This is a genomic window from Vreelandella venusta, assembly GCF_044809155.1.
Taxonomy (GTDB): domain Bacteria; phylum Pseudomonadota; class Gammaproteobacteria; order Pseudomonadales; family Halomonadaceae; genus Vreelandella; species Vreelandella venusta_B.
In genome coordinates this window covers 2,244,164-2,265,376 of record NZ_CP085241.1, presented here as the reverse complement: position 1 = coordinate 2,265,376, position 21,213 = coordinate 2,244,164, and the positions used below count along the sequence as shown (strand labels likewise).

Below are 21,213 nucleotides of genomic sequence, written 5' to 3'. Positions count from 1 at the left end.
AGAGCGTTAATGAAAAAGCAGTAACGACCAAGCAATCGGGGGAGTTATGAATAAAAAACAGTGGAGCAAGGCGAGTTTGCTGATCAGTGCTTGCCTAGCGGCCAGCGCAACGTTTGCCCAGGAGGGGAATGCAGAGCGTGGTCAAGCAGCCGCAGCAACCTGTACCGCGTGCCACCAGGCAAATGGTGCCGGTATGAATATTCCTGGTGGGGAGTCCTGGCCGCGTTTGGCGGGCTTAGACGCGGGCTATATCGCCAAGCAGCTGCATGATTTTAAAGCGGGACGCCGACAAAACGCCTCGATGATGCCGTTTGCCAATATGCTCAGCGATGAGCAGATCGCCGACGTGGCGGCGTACTACAGCCAAATGCCGGTAACCCCCGCCCAAGGGGGCCAAGATGCCAGCGAGGCTGAGCTAGCCCGCGGGCAGCAACTGGCTGAGCGTGGCGACTGGGATGAGTATATTGTGTCGTGCAAAAGCTGCCATGGCCCAGGTGGGCAAGGCGCGGGAAGCGATTTTCCAGGTATTGCCAGCCAGCATGCGGGGTACATCAGCGCTCAACTGCTGGCATGGAAAAACGACGAGCGTAGTAACGACCCGCAGAACTTAATGGGTGCGATTGCCAAGCGCATGAGTGATGACGACATTCAGGCAGTATCCGCATGGTACGCGACGCAAACGGTGAGTGAACAAGCGGTGAATTCAACCGGGGAGGCAGCGCAATGATGTTACATAAAAAGCGTCTCGTGTTAGCGCTCGTTGGCGGCTCATTAGCCACGGGGCTGGTGATCAACGCCTCTGCCGATAGCGATGCCGCCCAGGGAGAGGAAGCGCCTTACCAAGGGTTGGTTGAGCTAGGCTTTCCGGCTCCTCAAGAAGGCGAGCTTGTCCATGTTCCACCCACCATGGCTGACCTCGATGCGGCGGATATTCATCCTGAGCTAAAAAAAGTCATTCGCTATGGCTACGAGCTATTCACCGATACCCAGCAGCTACGCGGGGAGAATGTGTATAACGACATGAACTGCTCTAGCTGCCACTTGGGTGAAGGGCGTCAGCCGTTTAGCGCACCGGTTTGGCCGGCGGCGGTTACGTTGCCAGATTTCCGTGGAAAAAATCAGCACGTTAATAACTTGGAAGAGCGTATTGCCGGCTGCTTTGCGTACTCGATGAACGGCACGCCGCCGGAGTACGGTAGCGATGAGATGCTGGCGCTGAGCGCTTACCACCAGTGGCTGGCCACCGGGGCGCCGATGTATCCCAGCCAGCCTATTTATGGGCGCGGCTTTCCAGCGCCTGAGGAGCCTGCCCAAGCTCCCGACTACGCGCGAGGTGAGGCGGCTTATCAGGAGCAGTGTTCAATTTGCCACCAGGAAGATGGCTCGGGGCTCTATGAAAACGGTGAGTACGTCTTCCCCGCTCCTTGGGGGGATGGGTCGAACAACTGGGGGGCGGGGATCGTGCGAGTGGATACCGCCGCAGGCTTTATTTACAACAATATGCCGTTGGGTCAGCCCCGGTCACTCGACCCCCAAGAAGCATGGGACATTGCGTACTACATGAGCAGCCAAGAACGGCCCCAAGACCCGCGCTACACGGGCGATGTGGCCGACACGCTAGAACGCTTTGGGCCGACGTTCCACCGCCGTTCGCTGTACGGGCAGACGCGTGAGCACGACGGGCATGTGCTTGGCGATCATGCCAACACTGGCGAGAAAGGCGACGTTATTCCTTGGAACGTGGGCGTGCCGCGTTTTGAGCAGCTTGCCGACGAGTAAACTAATGCTATCCAGAGAAGATAAGCGACAAGAGAAGAGAGATAATCAAGCGAGGCGGCCCACGGGTCGCCTCGCTTTTTTTGCAGCGGCGTTTGGGCTAGTCCAGCTCCTGAACGCCGCCCCCGGAGACGGTCAGAATTTGGCCGCTAATCCAACTGGCGGCCGGCGAGCAGAGAAACAGTGCCGCGTTGGCCATATCCTCAGGTTCACCCAGCCGCTTTAGCGGGGTGTGGGCCAGCATGCGCTGCTCAATCTCGTCAGTTAGCACTGACTTCAGCGCCTCGGTGCGTGTGGCGCCCGGGGCGATGCCGTTTACTCGGATATTCTGCGGCCCAAGATCGAAGGCGATGTTACGCACCAGGTGGCTAGTGGCCGCCTTGGAGGAGCCATAGGCGGCCATGCGCTTGTTCTTGTTCTCCGCCGACATTGAGGTAATGGCGAGTATGGCGCCGCCGCCCGCTTTTTCCATTTCGGGAGCGGCCAGCTGCGCCAGACGGAAGAGGGAGAACACGTTAAGGTCATAGGCGCGGCGAAAGTCCTTCATGGGCATATCGAAGGGCTTGGGGCCGCCACCGCCCGCATTGCTGACCAGCAGCGTCAGTTTGCCGAAGGTGTCGACGGCTTTCGCGACCGCAGCGACCAGCGCCTCTTCGCGGGTGACATCGCACGCCATGCTCGTTGCCTTGCCGCCATCCGCCGCGATACCTTCCGCAACGTCGTTGGCCGATGCGGCATCCAGGTCGCTGACCACCACGGCCGCACCAGCCCGGGCAAACGTTTCAGCAATGGCACGGCCGATACCGGCGCCAGCACCCGTGACCAGGGCAACGTGGCCGGTTAGCGTAAACTGCTGGGGATCGTACATGTAACGCTCCTTATCCATGATGCTAGCGGTAAAACTGCGCGCGCGATGACAGGGTTGGTGCCACGTTAACGCCGTTAGAAATACAGAGGTGCTGGGTAGGCCGGGCTTAGTAAAGGTGCTAAGCGGGTCTTAGTACAGATGTACGGCCTCGAAACGCGCACGCGCCTCGTTCTCTGTGTCGATTAGTGTCAACGTTTTGCCCTCTATCTGCCAGCGGGCAGTCTCGTTGAGTGCATCGAGAACATGCTGCTCCTGGGTCATCGCTTCGCTGGAACAGGCCATTCTGGTGGTGGCGAGTTGACCGAAGCTTAGCCGGTCATCATCACGTTCGTACTGCCCCATCAGGCGGTTGCAGCCGGTAGAACCTGCCAGGCGAGACTCCTCAGTATGTAGCACCAGGTGGGCTTCGCGGGCTTGGTCGGTGGTCACCGCTGTGTGATCGCCCACTGCTATCAGCTTCCAGTAAGTATTCTCCAGCGGCTCATTGTTGACCGTCGCATCCTGCATCGCGCAGCCCGTCAGCGCCACGGTACCGAGCAGCAGGGCTGCAAGAGAACGCTTATGTTTCAGTTTCATTAAGAACACTCCATTGCTTACAAGAAGCTTAATAAGACCCCGCCGAGGCTAAAGGTTCCCCGAACCTCAAGGGGCTTCGCTGCCCATCATCTCAATCAGGCGTTCTTCGCTGGGTAGGCCTTGAACGCGATCAATGCGTATGCTGCCGCTCTCTGTTTCGCGCTGAAAAGCACTGGTTGGCGTGGCGTATAGGCCTAACGCTTCAAACAGCTGATTATTGGAATAGACCTGCTCTTCAATCTCCCGTGACTGGGCGCTGGCACTAACGCGCTCCCCTTCGCTATGGGCACTCAGCGCGGCGCTGGGGCTGTCTGCGCCGAGCATCGTGGCGGCGAGGGCTGGGCTGTCAGGGGCTAAAATGCCGACCATAATATGGCGCAGCTGCACCTTGCCGGCATCTATCCAGGGGCGGGATTGCTCCCACAGCTGGTGGCAGTAGGGGCAGTTGGCGTCAGTGAAGGTGTAAATAATGCGCGGTGCTGCGGTATCGCCATCCTGTATCCAGTGGCTCTCTTCCAGCAGCTGCCATGTTTCAGCTTCTAAAGGAACGCGAACGTGTTCGTCGAGCTGGGCTTCGGTAAGGTCGTTACCTTCGCTATCCATTAACGTCCCCACAATGGCGTGCTCGCCATCGGGGGTTAAGTAGATAGCCATATCTTGACCCTGCACGCTGGCACCATAGCCCCTTAAACCGCCGGGCGCCTCGAACTGGCCGTGGATGGATAGTCCTTGGTCGCGCAGCGCCTGAACCGGCGCGGGAAGCTCGTCTGCATAGCTTAGTGGGGCAGCGACAATACCCGCTAATATGGCCATGCGGCCCAGGGTGGGAAGCGCTAGGCTAGAAAGCGTAAAACGTTGCATAACCGTATCCTTAATAAATGTTTAGCATTAGCGGCATTGAAAACCGTTACCTTAAACGCTCTAACCCTTGCGTGAGGGTGGCGCGGGAAAGCTCACCAAAGTGAGTGTTCACTAGCTGGCCTTGGGCATTGTAATAAAGCGTGGTAGGCATGGCATGGGCACCGGTGGCTTGGCCCAGGGCATTGTTGGGGTCTTGCCAAACGTTTTCCAGCGTAAACGCGTGCTGGCTCATAAACGCTTCAATTTGCTGAGCGCTTTCCCCTTGATTGACGAAAACAAACGTAATGTCCTGCTCCGCCTGCTGGGCATCTTCAAACACCGGCATTTCACGAATACAGGGCGGGCACCAGCTGGCCCAAAGGTTAACCACCATAGGCTGCTGCTGTTGCTCGGCTAGTTGTGCCAGTGTAGTGGGCGTACCGTCCCGCGTGGTCAACGCCACATCGGGTAAGGGGCGGGACTGCTGCTCAATCAGGAGAGATCCTCCCACAATTAGGCCCCAGGTGAGGCCGCCCACCATTAACGCGCCGCCCAGCGGGATGCGCTGGCGAGGCGAGCGCCATAGCGCCCAGGCGGCATAGCCCAGCGCGGCCACTAAACCACCGACGATATCGAAGCCGCCGTCGCGAATGTCCAGGCGGTCAAGCACGCCTTCGTACTCGCCCCAGTAGCGCACCACAAATACGGCACGCGCGGCAATAAGCGCGACAAACAGCACGGTAAACAGGGTATCGCTCACACTTACCCGGTGGCGCTGGCCTATCAGCGCTCCTGCGAGCAGTGCGAGCAAAAACGCTAACCCGATGATGAGCTGGTGAAGGCTAAAACCCATCGGGCCGATCGCAATGCTTTGCTGCAGCATAATTAACTCATATTCTTGTTAATGAACCATGCCACAGTGTGTCACTGCTCGATTATTTGGCGATTATGTTTTTCTGCCCTGAGGCGAAATGCCGCAACGCTCGCGTTAACCCGTCGCCACCAGCCAATACACCGCATAAGGCGGTAGCGTAAGTTCATCTTGCCAGCCGCTTTGTGGCGTGAGCGGTTGCCAATCATGCTGGCGCAGCGCGTGATTGACGGCGTCTCCTGCGCTGTGCAGTACAAGCGGGGCGTCGGTCACGTTGAAGAGTGCCAGCAGGCGACGGCCATCGCTGAGCGGGCCGCGTTCCATCGCCAATACGTCAGGTGGGCTTGGCAGCACGCGCTGGGCAGCTTGGGGGTGGAAGCAGGGTTCGCTGCGGCGCAGCTCAAGCAAGTGGCTAAGCGCATTAAACACTTCATGAGTGGGAGTGGAGGGGGTGTCAAGCAGCAGCGCTAGCTCGTCACGTTTCCAGCGTCGCCGGTTAATCGAGCGAAGCCGTCCGCTGCGTTCAACCCCTTCTAGGTCATTGAGCGTGGCGGTCAGCGTATGCAGGTAGAGCGCGGGAATCCCCTGTAGGCTCAGCATAATCGCTTGGCTGCAGATAAAGCGGGCTATTTGCCAGGGGTCTGGCCCCCGCCGCGTGCCGCGCATGGCCTCAAACCAGGTAATATTAATTTCATAAGGGGTGTCGCTACCGTCGGGGTTGCTGCGCATGCTCACGAAGCCGCCGAAACGGTGCATCAACTCTAGCAGAGCGTCGCGTTCGTGGTCGGGCAGCAGGCCTTCCAGCGGGCGTACGCCAATACCATCGTGGCTAGCGGTAAAGTTTAAATACGTACACTGCTCAGGCAGCACTGGCAGGGTGGCAAGCCAGCGTTGCAGGGTGGAGGCTTCTCCCCGGGTTAGGGTATGTAGCAGCAGCGGCGGTAGGGCGAACTGATACACCATGTGCGCTTCATCGGGTTTGCCTGCGGGTAGGCGCTCCAGGCCAAAGTAACTGATGTTTTCCGCGTGGGGCACGTTGGTTTCGGTAATCAGCAGCGTACCCGGTGCCATCTCATCGACGATGGCCCGTAAAAGGCGCACCACCGTATGGGTTTCCGGTAAATGGATGCAGGAGGTGCCGAGGCGTTTCCATAAAAATGCGACGGCGTCTAAGCGAATGATGCGTATGCCTTGCTGGAGGTAAAACAGCAAAATGCCAACAAATTCGAGCAGCACATCAGGGTTTTCAAAGTTCAGGTCGATCTGGTCTTCGGAGAAGGTTGCCCATAGGTGACGGGTGCCTCGCCGCGTCGCTACTGGCACTAAGAGAGGGCTGCTGCGCGGGCGCGTGACTTGAGAAACGTCGGTCTCGGGAGCTACCTCAATAAAGTAGTCGCGCCCAGGCAAGCTGCCGGCGAGGTAGTCCACAAACCAGAGCGATTCTCGTGAGACATGGTTAAGCACCAAATCCGCCATCAGGTCATAGTGGCTGGCGAGTTCGCGGATATGTGCCCAATCTCCTAGTGTCGGCTCTACTTCCCGGTAGTGAATCACTGAGAAGCCGTCGTCGCTGCTCCAGGGGAAGAAGGGGAGAACATGCACGCCGCTGATACGCTCCCCCAGATAGCGTTGGAGAAACGCATCGAGGACGGCAAGGGGAGGCGCATCGTCTGCCACAATGGAGTCACCGTAACTGATCACCCACTGGTCTTGCTCGCTCCACATTGGTGCATTAGAAGCACCAGACGGAGCAGCGGCACCAGAAAACGACGCTGGAGCGGTAGGCAGCTGCAGCCGAAAATGTGCCAGGTGCTGGGCTAGGCGCCGCTGAACTTCATCGGCCCGGGGGCCGTAAAGGTGCGTTAAATAGGCGTGTACGGTTTGGTCAAAAGTGGGCATGCGGGCGTTCTCCTAAACAACTTACGACAAACGCTGCAGCTTGTGTGCCAAATCGTTACAATGCTAGGTTAATGCCGCGTTGAATAAAGAATCTGCTTTTTTGTGCTGTTAGCTGCACGGACTGACGCACGTAATAAATACGCCCGTAATAAATAATAGGTTGACTGCCATGCATTGCCCTTTTTGTGGTGCTAATGATACTCGAGTGTCTGATTCTCGGCTGGTAGCAGAGGGTGACCAGGTGCGTCGGCGTCGCCAGTGTGCCAGCTGCCATGAACGCTTTACGACGTATGAAACCGCCGAGCTGATTATGCCTCGGGTGGTGAAGTCTGACGGCTCCCGGGAGAGTTTTAACGAAGCCAAATTACGCGCAGGCATGCTGCGCGCGCTGGAGAAACGCCCGGTGAGTGCGGAAGCCATCGAAGCGGCGGTTGAGCGTATTCGTCAATCGCTGCGCGCGCGAGGAGATCGTGAAGTTAACGCTCGCGAGATTGGTGAGGCGGTGATGCAGGCGTTAAGCAACCTCGATCAAGTGGCCTATATTCGGTTTGCCTCGGTGTACCGTAAGTTTCAAGACCTGGACGAGTTTCGTGCTGAAATAGACCGGCTTTCACAAGAGCCTGACCAAGCGCGAGCGCTGGTGTCCCCTCCCAACGGCGGAAACCCGTAATGGCTATTGAGTCTCGTCACGGGAAGTTCTCCCTATCGGATCATACGTATATGGCGCGGGCGCTTCAGCTCGCCAAGCAAGGGCTTTATACCACCGACCCCAACCCCCGCGTGGGCTGCGTTATCGTTCGCTATGATGGCAGTGATGAAGGGCAAGTGGTCGGTGAAGGCTTCCATATCAGCGCAGGCGGCCCCCATGCGGAAATACACGCCCTCCAAGCAGCGGGCGAGTTAGCTCGTGGTGCAACCGCGTATGTCACCCTTGAGCCGTGTTCCCACACGGGGCGTACCGGGCCATGCGCGGTCGCCTTGGCAGCGGCCAAGGTTGCCCGCGTGGTGGTCGCGATGGTCGACCCCAATCCGCAGGTAAGTGGGCAAGGTATTCACCAGCTGGAAGAAGCAGGTGTCACGGTTGAGGTTGGCCTGCTAGAAGCGGATGCCCGCGCGCTAAACCCTGGTTTTATTTCACGTATGCAGCATAACCGCCCCTTTGTGCGGCTTAAAATGGCGATGAGCTTGGATGGGCGCACGGCGATGGGGTCAGGTGAATCCCAGTGGATTACCGGCCCCGAAGCGCGTAGCCAAGTGCAGCGGTTGCGGGCGCGCTCCAGCGCTATTTTAAGCGGCGTAGAGTCGTTAATTATGGACGACTCACGGTTAACCCTGCGGGCCGACCAGCTGGCGCTAGCCAATGCTGATGAGGTGGTTAAACGCCAGCCGCTGCGGGTTATTTTAGACTCCCGGCTACGTTTGCCGCTGGCGGCTGCCTGTTTACGCGAGCCGGGACGCACGCTGTTGATTACCACCGAACAGCACAGTGAAGAGAAACGCCACAAGTTAGAAGCGGCGGGCGCTGAGGTCGTTGTGTTCCCTGCCGATCAAACTGGGCGAATAGCGTTAGCTGACATGCTGGGCTGGCTGGCGGATAATGAGCAGGTCAATGAGCTGCTGGTGGAAACCGGCGCCACGCTGGCGGGCGCGCTGTTAGACGCTAACTTGGTTGATGAGCTGCAGCTGTTTGTCGCCCCTACGCTACTGGGGGGCGAAGCCAGACCGCTATTTGCTCTGCCGGGGCTAACGCGCATGGCAGACCAGAAACGGCTGACCATCAAAGATATGCGCGCGGTAGGGCGTGACTGGCACATTATTGCCGAACCCCTAGCGGCGCTGTCTGACGCAGCCAAACCCGAGGCTGACTAGCGCAAGAGGGGATACCAAGGTACCCTGACGCGCGAAATCGCATGCAATGCGACCACTTTATTTTGGAGATTCCATGGCGCACGTCTCTTCTGAGGGGCTATCCCCTATCGCTGAGCTGGTGGAAGACATTCGCCAGGGCAAAATGGTGATTCTCATGGATGATGAGGATCGCGAAAACGAAGGTGATATCATCATGGCGGCCGAAAAAGTCCAGGCCGAGCATATCAACTTCATGGCGCGTTATGCGTGTGGCCTTATCTGTATGCCCATGACCCGCGAGCGCTGTGAGCAGCTGAATTTGCCGCTGATGGTGCGTGACAACGGTTCCGGCTTTGGGACTAAGTTCACGCTCTCCATCGAGGCAACAGAGGGAGTGACCACCGGTATCTCAGCGGCCGACCGTGCCCGCACCGTACAAGCGGCGGTGGCACCCCACGCTAAGCCGACCGATATCGTTCAGCCAGGGCATATTTTCCCCCTCATGGCAGAGCCGGGTGGAGTGTTGCGCCGTGCAGGCCACACGGAAGCGGCGTGTGACCTGGCCGCGTTGGCCGGCTGTGACCCCAGTGGGGTGATCTGCGAGATCATGAATGATGATGGCAGCATGGCGCGTCGCCCGGAGTTAGAGGTGTTTGCCAAGCAGCACGGTATTAAAATTGGCACGATTGCTGATTTAATTCACTACCGTATCGTCAATGAGCAAACCATTGACCTGCTTGAAACCTCAACCGTTAATACGGCCCACGGCAAGCTAGCACTGCATGTATTCCGCGACCGTATTCAAGGCGCGCACCACCTGGCTCTGGTGAAAGGGCAGCCCACTCCCGAGCAGGCGACCACCGTGCGCGTGCATTTAGCCGATACGTTGCGGGATGTGCTTGGCTTAATGAAAGGCGAGCAGTGCCGTTGGGACGCTCAGCGCGCGATTAACGAAATTGCCCAGGCTCCCGCCGGGGTATTTGTGCTGATTGACGATGGTCGGCCGCATCAGGATCTGAAAGATCAGCTGGATATTTTCCTAGATCGCGTGCGCCAACCGCGCACCAGCGACTCGGATGGTGCTGGCAACTATTTAACGATTGGTACCGGCTCGCAAATTCTGCGCCATTTGGGCGTGGGTAAAATGCGGCTACTTAGCTCCCCGTGGAAGTTCTCGGCCCTCTCCGGGTTTGATCTCGAAGTTGTCGAGCGCCTGGGGCCTAATGACACGGCGTATGAGCCAACTTTTCAGCAGGAATAAATTGATGCAATCCCTTTCGCAAGTTGAAGGCACCTTTGTAGATGTTGATGGCCGTTATGTCATCGTTGTGGGGCGGTTTAACCACCACGTGGTGGACAGCCTGGTTGAGGGTGCCGTTGATAGCCTAACCCGCCACGGTGTTGATGCTGAGAATATCCATATCGTTCACGTGCCCGGCGCATGGGAACTGCCGCTGGCGGTAAAGCGTGTGCTTAAGGTCATGCAGCCTGATGCCGTCATTGCATTAGGCGCGGTCATTCGCGGTGGAACACCCCATTTTGAGTACGTTGCGGGTGGCTGTAACACGGCGATGAACCACCTCCAGCTTGAGTTTGATACGCCGGTAGCTAACGGTGTATTGACCGTTGAGTCTATTGAGCAGGCCATTGAGCGTGCAGGTACCAAAGCCGGTAATAAAGGTACTGAAGCGGCGATGGCAGCGATGGAAATGGTCTCACTGCTGCGCGCACTGCCCTTAGGAGAGAACCAATGAGCGAACGTCGTGAGCGTAAGCCCTCTGCTGCGCAGCAAGGGCGCCACGCTGCGCGTGAGCTGGCGGTGCAGGGGCTTTATCAGTGGCAGATGACCGGTAAATCCATCACCACGATTGAGGCTGAGTTTCGTAGCCAAGTGGCTGATGATGACCTGGAAGATCACGAAAACTGGGTCAAGGTGATGGAAATTGCTGATAAAGCGCTTTTCCATGAGCTGCTGCACAATACGGTGCGCTTTAAGGCGGAACTTGATCGTGAAATTTCTCCGCTGTTGGATCGCCGTTTAGAGGATCTGGATTCGGTGGAGTTGGCGATTCTGCGTTTAGGCGCTTACGAGCTTTCCCGCCGAATGGAAGTGCCGTACCGCGTCGTTATTAACGAAGGCGTTGAGTTGGCTAAATCATTTGGCGCTACCGATGGTCATAAGTACGTGAATGGCATTCTCGATAAGCTGGCGAATCGCTTACGTAGTGCCGAAGTCAGCGCCCGCCGTTTATAAGCGGGCGGCCTGATCAAGCGTTTAAGGGGCCTTTGTGCTTGCCGAATTTGAACTGATTCGACGCTATTTCATGTTGCCGCAGGAGGCGCAAGCGACAGATGGCGTTGCCTTAGGAAATGGCGACGATGCCACGCTACTGGTGCCCAAGGCCGGGCACCAGCTGGCGGTCAGCGTCGATACGTCCGTTATTGATGTCCACTTTCCCAGCGATGCTCCCGCGTATGCGGTAGGTCACCGCGCCCTCGCCGTCGCGTTAAGCGACTTGGCTGCCATGGGGGCGGCCTCGCGCTGGTGCTTAATGGCGTTAACGCTAGACCAACGGGCATTTGCAGAGCATGCCGCCGCCGAGCAGTGGCTGGCGGACTATGCAAAAGGGTTTCACAACCTCTGCCGCCAGCACGCTACAGCGCTGGTGGGGGGTGATGTTACCTCTGGAGCGCTGACCATCGGCGTTACCGTGATGGGCGAGGTGCCCGCTGGTGAAGCGCTGACCCGAGCCGGTGCCAAGCCTGGCGATGTGGTTGCGGTAACCGGCGCATTAGGCGGTGGTGCGGGCGGTTTGGCGTATTGGCAACAAGGGGGGCGTGACTTATCGCACCCTTTGCTGCAGCGCTATTTGTTGCCTGAACCCCGGCTTGCAGCGGGCGCTGTGTTACGGGGCATTGCCACGGCAGCCATGGATATCTCCGATGGGCTGCTGGCAGACCTTGCCCACCTGCGCACTGCGTCACAGGTGGGTGTGGTGCTGGATGTGGAGGCGATTCCGTTAGCAGAAGGGCTGGTAGAGCAGTGTGGGCGTGATGCGGCTCGCCAAGCGGCCCTCTCAGGTGGCGACGATTACGAGCTGCTGGTAACTCTCGCGCCTGGCGATGTAGCGCGTGCCCAGGCAAGTCTTGCCGGCCTTGGTCTGCCGCTTACCGTGATAGGGCAATGTTGTGAAACGCCGGGGGTGAGCGGTATCGCTGCGACCGACTACGCGGGCTGGCAGCACTTCAGCGGGGGTGAGCGATGAACCGCGCGCCCGCCAGTGTTTGGCGAAGGCCCACCCATTTTTTTGCTTTTGGCCTGGGTAGCGGCACCGTGCCTTGGGCGCCCGGTACCTTTGGTACGTTGGCGGCCATTCCTTTTTACTGGATGATGGCCGAGCTGCCGTTGCTATGGTATTCAAGCATAGTGCTGGTCGCTTTTATCGTAGGCGTTTGGCTCTGCGAGAAAACGTCGCAAGACCTAGGTGTTCATGACCACTCAGGCATTGTCTGGGATGAGTTTGTAGGCTACTGGATTACCATGGCGGCGGTGCCTTTTTCCTGGGAGGCCGCGCTGTGGGGCTTTATTGTGTTCCGCATTTTTGATGTCTTTAAGCCTTGGCCCATCCGCTGGGCAGACCGGCGGGTAGCCGGTGGTTTTGGCATTATGATCGATGACGTGATGGCAGGGATTTACGCTTGGAGTACTATGCATCTGTGGTTCTGGCTGCATTGAATCTGGTTATGTTTATTTAGGCTGCACGTGGTGGCTTTGTTTGCATAACCCGCTAGATGACGCTGGCTCCACTGGCCATTTTGGGCTGTCAAAGGAGAGGGCATGCGCAAGGAACGTCTGATTGCTCCGATTCTCGCCGTTATCGCCGTTGCCTGGATGGTGGCGCAACTGCTGTCAAGCGTACTGTTTGAGCGCAGCCTCCGCCAGGCGCTCGAAGATCTAGAGGCGCGGGGGGAGTGGCGGGTTAGCCGTACGGAAAGCCGCCAAGGCTGGCTGACCTCAAAAGGCAGTTTGCTGCTGTCGCCGCTGCTTGGCCGCCCCTGGCGCCTAGAGCTTAATTACCGAGCACGCCACGGTATTTTAAGTACGGATGTAGAAGGCACCCTGCTACCGCGTCTAGATAGCGTTCTACAGAAGGCCGTTGGGGAAGTGTCAGCCCCTTCAGTTCCGCGCTGGCAGGGGCGCTATCACACGCTAAGCGGTTATAGCGAACTGCGTTTAGCGCTGGCCCCGTTTGTTATTCAACAAAATGGCCGGGAGCTAGACGTTCGCGGTGCGCGCGTCCGCCTAGAGGGCGTATTTGGTGACTGGCGCACCCGCGTACTGCTGGATCAGTTAACCTTAACCGATGGGTTAGCGCAGCTCTCCTTAGGCCCTAGCGTGCTCGAAAGCCGCTACACCTATATTGACGATGCCTATCATTTTGCCCAGCGCGACCATCTGCATATTGAAAACCTAGCGCTCAACTATCCCGCCTATGATATCCAGGTGGCACCCCTGGATGTGCATAGCTACATGGTGCTTGACGAGAGTGAGCTGCGCCTTAAAGGTGAGCTTATTGTGGGTGACGTTCTGGTGCCCAGTGAAGCCCCCGAAACGCCCCTGTTTAGCGGCAGAGTAGAAGCAGAGCTGTCACGCCTTAACGCAGATGCCGTACGCGAGACGATCCGGCGGTTGCGGCAGGAGGCAGCCTGGGGAGATGCAAGCTTGCCCATGGCGGAGGGGCTGCTGGTCCGTTTAGAGCCGGACCTACTGCAAGTATTAAGCGATTCACCCCGCTTGGATGTGCCGACCATTGTGATAGACAGTCCGTTGCTGGGGCTGAGCGTTGAGGCAGACGGTGCGCTATTTTTCGATGGCCGCGATTTTGACGATTTAAGTATCGCTGCCCTGGAAAAACCTGAAGAGCGTGCCCGTTGGGTTGAGCGTATCGATGGCGATTTCATATGGCACGATGCACCTACCGTGGCGGCCCTGTGGCTCGGTTTGCCGCTGGGCACCCGTGAGCTACAGTTTGATGTGGTTCGCGGTGTATGGCGGGTTAATGGACGCCCCATGCCAGCGTTATGGCCATCACCCTAGTGGTCTTAGTGGTCTTAGTGGTCCGTAAACCGTCGTAAAGGGTTGAAGTTTTAGCTCTCTGCCCGCATCCCACAGAATATATCAAGCAGCGTCAGTGCGTAGTCACTGTTGCTGGTTACTGTGGATTGGAGGGCGCATGAGCGACCAAGATTACGACCGCGATCACGAACATCTAGATTGGCTCACCGATGAGGAGCCACAAGAGGCCCACGAATCCTCCTCTAACAGTGAAGACCTCTCTGCAAATGAAGAGCTCCGCTCCGATGGCGAGCGAATTAACTCGCTGGTGCCTGCGAGTGACATGCTGCCGGAGCGTATTTACCTGCTGCCGATTCACAATCGTCCCTTCTTTCCTGCCCAAGTTCAGCCGTTGGTGATCAATCGTGAGCGCTGGGAAGAGACCATGCGCCGGGTGGGTAACACGCCTCATCACACCATTGGTGTTGCATTTGTCGGCGAGCAGGGCGTGGACTCGCTGGACCATGACCGTTTTCCCGAGATTGGGACTGCCGTTAAGGTGCATAAGCTGAAGAGCGAGGATCAGCAGATCCAGTTTATCGCCCAGGGGCTGCAGCGCTTTAAAATTACCCGCTGGCTCTCCAAAGAGCCGCCCTATTTAGTCGAAGTGACTTACCCCAAAGAGCCGGTTGACGCGGAGAATGAAGAGACCCGCGCTTATGCCATGGCGATTATTAACGGCATCAAGGAGCTGCTGCCGATTAATCCGCTGTATGGCGAAGAGCTAAAACACTATCTCAACCGTTTTAGCCCCCATCAGCCGGGGCCGCTGACCGATTTTGCTGCGGCGATTACCTCCGCGAAAGGCCCCGAGCTTCAGGATGTGCTGGCCACCCTCTCGGTAGAAGAGCGGATGCAAAAAGTGCTGCCGCTGCTGCGTAAAGAAATCGACGTGGCGCTGCTGCAGGGCGAGATCAGCGAGCAGGTAAATGCCCAGATGCAGGAGCGTCAGCGTGAATTTTTCCTGCGCGAACAGTTGAAAGTTATTCAGCGTGAACTGGGTATCTCAAAAGACGATCGTGAAAACGATGTCGATACCTTTAGAAACCGTTTGGAATCGCTGGTGGTGCCTGAGCGGGTGCAGGTGCGCATTGATGATGAACTCAATAAGCTCAGCGTGTTGGAAACCGGCTCGCCAGAGTATGGCACGACGCGCAACTACCTGGATTGGCTAACTTCGCTGCCCTGGGGGGTAACCAGCCAGGATAAGCTAGACCTTGCTACCGCACGAGAGGTGCTAGACCGCGACCACGATGGCTTGAAAGATGTGAAAGAGCGAATCATCGAGTTTTTGGCTGAGGGCACGTTTAAAGGCGATGTGGGTGGATCTATCGTACTGCTGGTTGGCCCGCCTGGGGTGGGTAAAACCTCGATAGGACGCTCGATTGCCGAAGCGCTGGGCCGCGAGTTCTATCGCTTCTCCGTGGGGGGCATGCGCGATGAGGCTGAGATCAAGGGGCATCGACGCACCTATGTGGGTGCCATGCCGGGTAAGCTGGTGCAGGCCTTTAAAGAAGTGGAAGTTGAAAACCCGGTGATTATGCTGGATGAGATCGACAAACTTGGCCAATCCTTCCAGGGTGACCCAGCATCGGCACTGCTAGAGGTGTTGGACCCCGAGCAAAACGTTGATTTTCTTGATCACTACCTTGATGTACGGATGGATCTTTCTAAAGTTCTGTTCGTGTGTACGGCCAACACCCTGGATTCTATCCCAGCCCCGTTGTTAGACCGGATGGAGCAGATACGCCTGTCAGGCTATATCGCCGAAGAGAAGCTGCAAATTGCCAAACACCATCTTTGGCCTAAATTGCTTAAGCGCGATAATTTGCCTAAAAAGCGCATTAACTTAACGGATGCTGCGCTTAAACAGGTAATTGATGGCTACGCCCGCGAAGCAGGGGTACGTCAGTTGGAAAAGCAGCTACACCGTATTGTGCGTAAAGCGGCGGTTAAGTTGTTAGAAGAGCAGATTGAAACAGTTAAAATTTCGGTTAAAAACCTGGAAGAGTTTTTAGGTGCGCCCCTGTTCCGAAAAGAGAAAGTGCTTAAAGGTGAGGGGGTGGTCACCGGGCTTGCCTGGACGTCGATGGGGGGCGCTACGCTACCCATTGAAGCCGGTAAAGTGCATGCCCTAGACCGTGGGTTTAAGCTCACCGGTAAATTGGGCGATGTGATGAAAGAGTCCGCCAATATCGCCTATAGCTATACCCTGGGCCATTTGGCTGAGTACGGCGCTGATGCGGACTTTTTCGACTCCGCGTTTGTACACCTTCACGTACCCGAAGGTGCCACGCCGAAAGACGGCCCCTCTGCGGGGGTCACAATGACGACGGCGCTGCTGTCTCTGGCGAAACATCAGGCCATTACGCGGCCACTCGCCATGACCGGGGAGCTAACGCTAACGGGACAAGTGCTTCCCGTGGGAGGAATCCGTGAAAAAATTATCGCCGCAAGGCGTAGCGATATCTTCGAAGTCATCCTGCCTGAAGCCAATCGCCGGGATTACGAAGAGTTGCCTGACTATTTAAAAGAGGGGATGACGGTGCATTTTGCTAACCGATACCGCGATGTCGCCAATATAGTGTTTAGCTAGCTAACATTTGGTTGCAACTTAACCGTTTAAAGCAAGCGCCATTCTGTAAAGAATGGCGCTTTTTTACATGTATTTACTAGCTAAATTAAGAGAGTAGACAGGATAATATCCGCCAATATAAAAGGGCTTCTGATTCGCGTTAAAGCTTTCAGCAGTTTCTAAATTATAACTCTGGGGAACCTGAATGCGTAATAATCAACCCATCACGCAACGTGAATACGCGCTGGACGACGAAACGGTTTTAATTTCTCGTTCTGATCTAAAAGGCAATGTGACTTACGCAAATGCTGCGTTTGTGGAAGTTAGCGGCTATACGCGGGATGAGCTGATGGGGGCGCCTCACAATCTTATCCGCCATCCAGATATGCCAGAAGCAGCCTATGCCGATTTTTGGAAAACCATTGAGTCTGGCAAGACGTGGCAGGGGACGGTTAAAAATCGTCGACAAAACGGGGATCACTACTGGGTCCATGCGACGGTTGCACCGCTCAGGGATGGTGACCGGATTGTTGGTTATACCTCGTTACGGCGTAAAGCATCGCCTAAGCGTATTGCTCTGGCTGAAAGGGTGTACGCCGAGATTCGTGAGAAAGGTAAATCTCGCCGTTACGCACTGTCAGAAGGCCAGTTAAAGCGTCGAGGAATCGGCGGGGTTTTTGCCCGTTTTCAGCTCACCAGCTTAAAAGCCAAGCTTACCGGCATGGTCATCGCTGCGTTGGCTCTGCTCGCGTTGGCCGGTGGGTTGGGAATGTACGGGTTGATGCAGTCAGGCGAGCGCCTGGAAACGCTAAACCGTTCTGGCCTCGAAGCCGTGGCGAATTTGCAGCGTATTGAACGACATATTGGGCAGGCGGTTGAAGTCATTGAGCCTGCCGTACGTAATCCAAGGCGCGTAGATATAGAGGCCACTGCCAGCTCATTGAATGAGCATACTCAAGGTATCGACACCTTGTGGAGTGAGTACCGTGCCCAGGATGATTCGGGTGACGAAAGCGTGCAAGCGTTTGAGGCAGCGTTGACCACGTGGCGCAACGGTGTGGACAGTGCGCTCGCGGCCATCATGGATGCCAATGGATTTGCAGCATTTGAAGCGTTTAATGACAGCGTACAGCCCACCACCGATGCGCTTCGCGAAGCGAGTAGTCAGCTCGTTAGCCAAGAGCGTCAGCATGCCGCAACGCTCGTCGCTGAAGCGCAGCAAGGGCGCCAGAAAATGCTGATGGCGCAGGTAGTATTAATGGTGATAGGGCTGTTAGTGATGGTAGGGCTAAGCGTTGTCATTCTTAAATCCGTATTTCGCAGCTTGGCGGGCGCCCGCCATATGACGTTTCAAATTGCCGCTGGCAACCTAGCGGCGCGAGAGCGTCGCCAAACGAATGATGAGCTAGGCGAGCTGCTCTACTCTCTGGATACCATGCGCTTTAGCTTGGCGAGTATTGTCGGCGATGTTGAAAACCGCGTCTCAGTAGTAACGCCTGCGGTGCAGCAGATTGCCGCTGAAAACGAGGAGCTAGCGTCGCGTACCGAGCAGCAGGCATCTTCGCTTCAGCAAACGGCCTCCAGTATGGAAGAAATGACCTCGACGGTGCAGCAGAATACTGAAAATGCCCGGCAGGCCACCGACCTGGCTGCGCAAAATGCCGTGAGCACCCGGGATACCCGCGAACAAATGGTTCAACTGGTCGAGCGGATGCAGCGTATTGCCCAGCGTGCCGATAAAATGACCGAGATGATCGGCGTAATCGACGGTATTGCCTTTCAAACCAATATTTTAGCGCTGAACGCCTCTGTTGAGGCGGCCCGTGCGGGTGAGCATGGCCGTGGGTTTGCGGTAGTCGCCAGCGAAGTGCGTACGCTGGCTAGCCGCAGTGCGGACGCCTCTCAAGAAATTCGTAAAATGATTGATAGCACCACAGAGGAGGTCAGCGGCGGGCGTAGCGCCGTTAAGCAAGCGGAGCAAGCGATCGAGAACGTTATGCAGCAGGTGAGCCGTGTCAGTGAGTTGATGGAGTCGATTAGTACAGCTTCCAGCGAGCAGAGCAGCGGCATCGGCCAGATCAATTCAGCGATTGCCGAAATGGATAACGTTACCCAGCAGAATGCCACGAAGGTACAGAGCATCGCGGCCTCGGCGGATAACTTAGCCATAGAAGCGTTTGAGCTGGCTAACGTGGTTGACGCGTTCCGGTTAGAAGGCGCTCAGGATGAAAGCGTTCAAGCCGCCCGTGAAAAACTCAATCATGTTAACAACGCGCTGCGCAAAGCCTCGCTCAATATGCCGGCGGCCGCCTCTGCGTCATCGTCTTCACGCTCTCGAAGCACCCAGAGCTGGGAGGAGTTTTAATCCCTGGGTGAGTGCCCCAAGGGCGCTTGTGCTTAAGGCTAAGCACCTCCACTACGTTAATGCCACCTCCGGGTGGCATATTTTATGCATTGTGTTATGCCGACGGTATGTAAAGGTGGATGTGAGACGTTGAAAACAGCTGTTGATACAGGGCCATGAGGGCCGGTATGAGCGCACGTCACATCGATTTTCTACAGCCATTAGCGTGTTAACAGGGCTTATCGCTCAGCGGTATCTCAGTACCTGTCATAAAAAAAGCGTAGGGGATTTAAATGAGCATAATGGCCCAGGCAACGTTTGAGCTTGCCGACGAAGACGTATTGATTTCCCGTTCCGACCAACAAGGCAAGATCACCTATATTAACCAAGCGTTCGTCGATATTAGCGGCTATTCATCAAGTGAGGCCATAGGAGAGCCCCATAGCCTGTTTCGTGCCCCCGATATGCCCCGCCAGGTCTTTAGCGATATGTGGCAGACCATTCAGCGAGGTAAAACATGGCAGGGAATGCTTAAAAATCGTTGCAAAAATGGTGATACCTACTGGGTGCACACTACGGTGGCGCCCCTATTAGATGGCGAGCAGGTAGTGGGCTACACCGCTATTCGACGTCAAGCCTCTAAAAAAGCCGTGGCGCGAGCCGCCAATATTTATGCTGCCATGGAACAGGGCAAGACGCGTGGTTTTAAGCTCTATTATGGTGCATTGCGTCGAAAAGGTATGCTGGGCTGGCTGCAGCGGTTTAGTTTTCGCAGCATGCAGGCAAAACTCATCGGTATGGTGGTAGCGGCCATCGCGTTACTCGTCGTGGCGGGAGGGGCTGGGGTTTATGGACTAACCAGCTCGTCAGAAAGGTTGCGCACCTTAAACCAAACTGGGCTTGAGGGTGTCGCTGTTCTACAGCAGCTTGATCAGCGCACGGGGCAGCTTTTGCAAGCCATCGAGCCTGCCGTGCGTAACCCACGCCGTGCCGATTTAGCCTTGCTTGAAGAGCAAGTCGCCAGCCTAAGCGCAGATATGAACCAAACGTGGCAAGCGTTTTCCCAGCAGCGTAGCCAAGTTAGTAGTTTTCAGGAAGGGCTTGCCGCGCATCTTGTCACTTTCTTAGAAGGGGCTGATGCAGCTTATATCGCTATTCGCGATGGCAATGGTTTTGCCGCGTTTGAAGCCTTTAATAATATTGTTCAACCCACCTCTGAAAGTATTAGCGCCACGATTAACGTATTGGTTGATCAGGAGCGTCTGGCTGCCCAGCGCATGATGGAAGATGCTGAGCATCAGCAGCAGTTACTGCTCTGGGGGCAATTGGGCGTGCTCATTATGGGTATTTTATTAATGGTGGGGTTAAGCAGTGCCGTCTTGAAATCGCTGATTAACTCCCTTAATGAAGCCCGTCGCGTGACGTTTCAGATTGCTGCAGGCAATTTGGCTAATCGTGTAACGCTTAAAAGAGATGATGAGCTAGGTGAGCTGCTGTCGTCGCTGGAAACAATGCGCGCTAGTTTATCGGGGTTAATTACCGAAGTGGGCCACAAGGTAGACGTTGTGACGCCCGCTTCCGGGCATATCAAGCAGCAAAATGAAGACCTCGCCGCGCGAACTGAGCAACAAGCCTCTTCTCTTCAGCAGACGGCCTCTAGCATGGATCAAATGACTGCCACTGTTCAGCAAAACAGTGAAAATGCGCGCCAAGCTAACCAGCTCGCCATGCAAAATGCGACGACCAGCCGTGAAACCGGCGAGCGTATGCAGGCGCTGGTGGAGCGTATGGAGCGCATTGCCGCCAGCGCTGGCAAAATGAACGACATTATCACCGTGATTGATGGCATTGCTTTTCAAACAAATATTCTGGCGCTGAATGCCTCGGTTGAAGCCGCGAGGGCCGGAGAGCAAGGGCGTGGGTTTGCCGTGGTGGCCAATGAAGTGCGTAACTTGGCTGGCCGCAGTGCCGACGCCGCTGGTGAAATCCGTCGTCTGATCGATACCTCCTCCCAAGAGATAGCCGGTGGCGCCGACGCCGTTAAAGAAGCTGAGCAGGCCATTGATCAGGTCGTCAACCAAGTCATGCGGGTGAGCGATATCATGGAAGAGATCAGTACCGCCTCAGATGAGCAAAGTAGCGGCATTGCCCAGATCAATAAGGCGGTCTCTGAAATGGATCACGTTACTCAGCAAAATGCCAGTAAAGTGCAGTCGATTTCCAGCGCTGCCCAGCGCTTAACCGATGAGGCGCTATCGCTTGCAAACGTTATTGCTGCGTTTCGTCTTGAGGGAGCGAAAGAGGAGAGCATCGAGGCTGCCCGGGCGCGGTTGCAATCGCCGGTATCAAGCCAGCCGTTGCTCGCATCAACAGACCACGATGCCATACCGCCCGAGTTGTTAAAGCGCTCAGTGTCTTCATCAAAAGAGCAGGAGTGGGAAGCCTTTTAAAGACCATTAATGGGTGTTGGTTGTCCTCACCATCTAGTCTCTACGGTTCG

At 56.3% G+C, this 21,213-nt stretch carries 18 protein-coding genes; 13 read left to right on the top strand and 5 right to left on the bottom strand.

The genetic code is table 11. The features are described from left to right. Positions 1-46: 46 nt before the first annotated feature. Both LG301_RS10625 and LG301_RS10620 read left to right on the top strand, forming a co-directional pair. A complete protein-coding gene (locus LG301_RS10625) occupies positions 47-727 on the top strand; it encodes a c-type cytochrome (RefSeq protein ID WP_404471134.1) in 681 nt (226 codons plus the stop codon). Further along, the gene (locus LG301_RS10620; protein ID WP_404471133.1) at positions 724-1,779 is read left to right on the top strand and encodes a c-type cytochrome; all 1,056 of its coding nucleotides are present in this window, start codon (positions 724-726) and stop codon (positions 1,777-1,779) included. Before LG301_RS10625 ends, LG301_RS10620 begins: the two co-directional genes overlap by 4 nt. Positions 1,780-1,876: 97 nt before the next feature. On the opposite strand, the gene hdhA is transcribed toward LG301_RS10620, so the two are convergent. From hdhA to LG301_RS10595, 5 genes are all read right to left on the bottom strand, one after another. Next, a complete protein-coding gene (gene hdhA, locus LG301_RS10615) occupies positions 1,877-2,644 on the bottom strand; it encodes a 7-alpha-hydroxysteroid dehydrogenase (RefSeq protein WP_404471132.1) in 768 nt (255 codons plus the stop codon). A gap of 129 nt (positions 2,645-2,773) precedes the next feature. Next, positions 2,774-3,220: an META domain-containing protein gene (locus tag LG301_RS10610; protein WP_404471131.1), complete on the bottom strand. Its 447-nt coding sequence runs from the start codon at positions 3,218-3,220 to the stop codon at positions 2,774-2,776. Positions 3,221-3,286: 66 nt separating this feature from the next. Next, positions 3,287-4,081, bottom strand: a complete 795-nt coding sequence (dsbG, locus tag LG301_RS10605) for a thiol:disulfide interchange protein DsbG (protein ID WP_404471130.1) — start codon at positions 4,079-4,081, stop codon at positions 3,287-3,289. A gap of 46 nt (positions 4,082-4,127) precedes the next feature. Beyond that, a complete protein-coding gene (locus LG301_RS10600) occupies positions 4,128-4,943 on the bottom strand; it encodes a prolipoprotein diacylglyceryl transferase family protein (protein ID WP_404471129.1) in 816 nt (271 codons plus the stop codon). Positions 4,944-5,048: 105 nt separating this feature from the next. After that, positions 5,049-6,830, bottom strand: a complete 1,782-nt coding sequence (locus tag LG301_RS10595; RefSeq protein ID WP_404471128.1) for a sugar phosphorylase — start codon at positions 6,828-6,830, stop codon at positions 5,049-5,051. 169 nt (positions 6,831-6,999) lie between these two features. Between LG301_RS10595 and nrdR the strand changes: the two genes are divergently transcribed. The 11 genes from nrdR (at position 7,000) to LG301_RS10540 (ending at position 21,163) form a co-directional block, all read left to right on the top strand. Continuing rightward, a complete protein-coding gene (gene nrdR / locus LG301_RS10590) occupies positions 7,000-7,500 on the top strand; it encodes a transcriptional regulator NrdR (protein ID WP_404471127.1) in 501 nt (166 codons plus the stop codon). Further along, the gene (gene ribD, locus LG301_RS10585) at positions 7,500-8,699 is read left to right on the top strand and encodes a bifunctional diaminohydroxyphosphoribosylaminopyrimidine deaminase/5-amino-6-(5-phosphoribosylamino)uracil reductase RibD (RefSeq protein WP_404471126.1); all 1,200 of its coding nucleotides are present in this window, start codon (positions 7,500-7,502) and stop codon (positions 8,697-8,699) included. Before nrdR ends, ribD begins: the two co-directional genes overlap by 1 nt. 73 nt (positions 8,700-8,772) lie before the next feature. Further along, positions 8,773-9,939 carry a bifunctional 3,4-dihydroxy-2-butanone-4-phosphate synthase/GTP cyclohydrolase II gene (gene ribBA, locus LG301_RS10580; RefSeq protein ID WP_404471125.1) on the top strand — a complete coding sequence of 389 codons (1,167 nt, stop codon included), beginning with the start codon at positions 8,773-8,775 and terminating at the stop codon, positions 9,937-9,939. A gap of 4 nt (positions 9,940-9,943) precedes the next feature. Continuing rightward, on the top strand, positions 9,944-10,432 hold the full coding sequence (gene ribE / locus LG301_RS10575) for a 6,7-dimethyl-8-ribityllumazine synthase (RefSeq protein ID WP_404471124.1): 489 nt from the start codon (positions 9,944-9,946) through the stop codon (positions 10,430-10,432). Beyond that, complete coding sequence (nusB, locus tag LG301_RS10570; protein ID WP_263068120.1) at positions 10,429-10,932, top strand: transcription antitermination factor NusB; 504 nt, start codon at positions 10,429-10,431, stop codon at positions 10,930-10,932. The genes ribE and nusB overlap by 4 nt, the downstream gene beginning before the upstream one ends. A gap of 34 nt (positions 10,933-10,966) precedes the next feature. Continuing rightward, positions 10,967-11,944, top strand: coding sequence for a thiamine-phosphate kinase (gene thiL / locus LG301_RS10565; protein WP_404471123.1), 978 nt, complete (start codon positions 10,967-10,969; stop codon positions 11,942-11,944). Next, positions 11,941-12,414, top strand: a complete 474-nt coding sequence (locus LG301_RS10560; RefSeq protein WP_404471122.1) for a phosphatidylglycerophosphatase A — start codon at positions 11,941-11,943, stop codon at positions 12,412-12,414. The genes thiL and LG301_RS10560 overlap by 4 nt, the downstream gene beginning before the upstream one ends. A 102-nt stretch (positions 12,415-12,516) precedes the next feature. Next, the gene (locus tag LG301_RS10555; RefSeq protein WP_404471121.1) at positions 12,517-13,776 is read left to right on the top strand and encodes a DUF945 family protein; all 1,260 of its coding nucleotides are present in this window, start codon (positions 12,517-12,519) and stop codon (positions 13,774-13,776) included. Between the two features lie 136 nt (positions 13,777-13,912). Further along, positions 13,913-16,390, top strand: coding sequence for an endopeptidase La (gene lon / locus LG301_RS10550; RefSeq protein ID WP_404471120.1), 2,478 nt, complete (start codon positions 13,913-13,915; stop codon positions 16,388-16,390). A 184-nt stretch (positions 16,391-16,574) separates the two neighbouring features. Next, positions 16,575-18,734 (top strand): methyl-accepting chemotaxis protein, encoded by a 2,160-nt coding sequence (locus tag LG301_RS10545; RefSeq protein WP_404471119.1) that lies wholly within the window; start codon positions 16,575-16,577, stop codon positions 18,732-18,734. Between the two features lie 272 nt (positions 18,735-19,006). Beyond that, positions 19,007-21,163, top strand: coding sequence for a methyl-accepting chemotaxis protein (locus tag LG301_RS10540; protein ID WP_404471118.1), 2,157 nt, complete (start codon positions 19,007-19,009; stop codon positions 21,161-21,163). Positions 21,164-21,213: the final 50 nt, after the last annotated feature.

Bases quoted from the DNA above. Each gene is read 5' to 3' on its own strand.
- LG301_RS10625 (WP_404471134.1), top strand. From the start codon at position 47: ATGAATAAAAAACAGTGGAGCAAGGCGAGTTTGCTGATCAGTGCTTGC.
- LG301_RS10620 (WP_404471133.1), top strand. From the start codon at position 724: ATGATGTTACATAAAAAGCGTCTCGTGTTAGCGCTCGTTGGCGGCTCA.
- hdhA (WP_404471132.1), bottom strand. From the start codon at position 2,644: ATGTACGATCCCCAGCAGTTTACGCTAACCGGCCACGTTGCCCTGGTC.
- LG301_RS10610 (WP_404471131.1), bottom strand. From the start codon at position 3,220: ATGAAACTGAAACATAAGCGTTCTCTTGCAGCCCTGCTGCTCGGTACC.
- dsbG (WP_404471130.1), bottom strand. From the start codon at position 4,081: ATGCAACGTTTTACGCTTTCTAGCCTAGCGCTTCCCACCCTGGGCCGC.
- LG301_RS10600 (WP_404471129.1), bottom strand. From the start codon at position 4,943: ATGCTGCAGCAAAGCATTGCGATCGGCCCGATGGGTTTTAGCCTTCAC.
- LG301_RS10595 (WP_404471128.1), bottom strand. From the start codon at position 6,830: ATGCCCACTTTTGACCAAACCGTACACGCCTATTTAACGCACCTTTAC.
- nrdR (WP_404471127.1), top strand. From the start codon at position 7,000: ATGCATTGCCCTTTTTGTGGTGCTAATGATACTCGAGTGTCTGATTCT.
- ribD (WP_404471126.1), top strand. From the start codon at position 7,500: ATGGCTATTGAGTCTCGTCACGGGAAGTTCTCCCTATCGGATCATACG.
- ribBA (WP_404471125.1), top strand. From the start codon at position 8,773: ATGGCGCACGTCTCTTCTGAGGGGCTATCCCCTATCGCTGAGCTGGTG.
- ribE (WP_404471124.1), top strand. From the start codon at position 9,944: ATGCAATCCCTTTCGCAAGTTGAAGGCACCTTTGTAGATGTTGATGGC.
- nusB (WP_263068120.1), top strand. From the start codon at position 10,429: ATGAGCGAACGTCGTGAGCGTAAGCCCTCTGCTGCGCAGCAAGGGCGC.
- LG301_RS10560 (WP_404471122.1), top strand. From the start codon at position 11,941: ATGAACCGCGCGCCCGCCAGTGTTTGGCGAAGGCCCACCCATTTTTTT.
- LG301_RS10555 (WP_404471121.1), top strand. From the start codon at position 12,517: ATGCGCAAGGAACGTCTGATTGCTCCGATTCTCGCCGTTATCGCCGTT.
- lon (WP_404471120.1), top strand. From the start codon at position 13,913: ATGAGCGACCAAGATTACGACCGCGATCACGAACATCTAGATTGGCTC.
- LG301_RS10545 (WP_404471119.1), top strand. From the start codon at position 16,575: ATGCGTAATAATCAACCCATCACGCAACGTGAATACGCGCTGGACGAC.
- LG301_RS10540 (WP_404471118.1), top strand. From the start codon at position 19,007: ATGAGCATAATGGCCCAGGCAACGTTTGAGCTTGCCGACGAAGACGTA.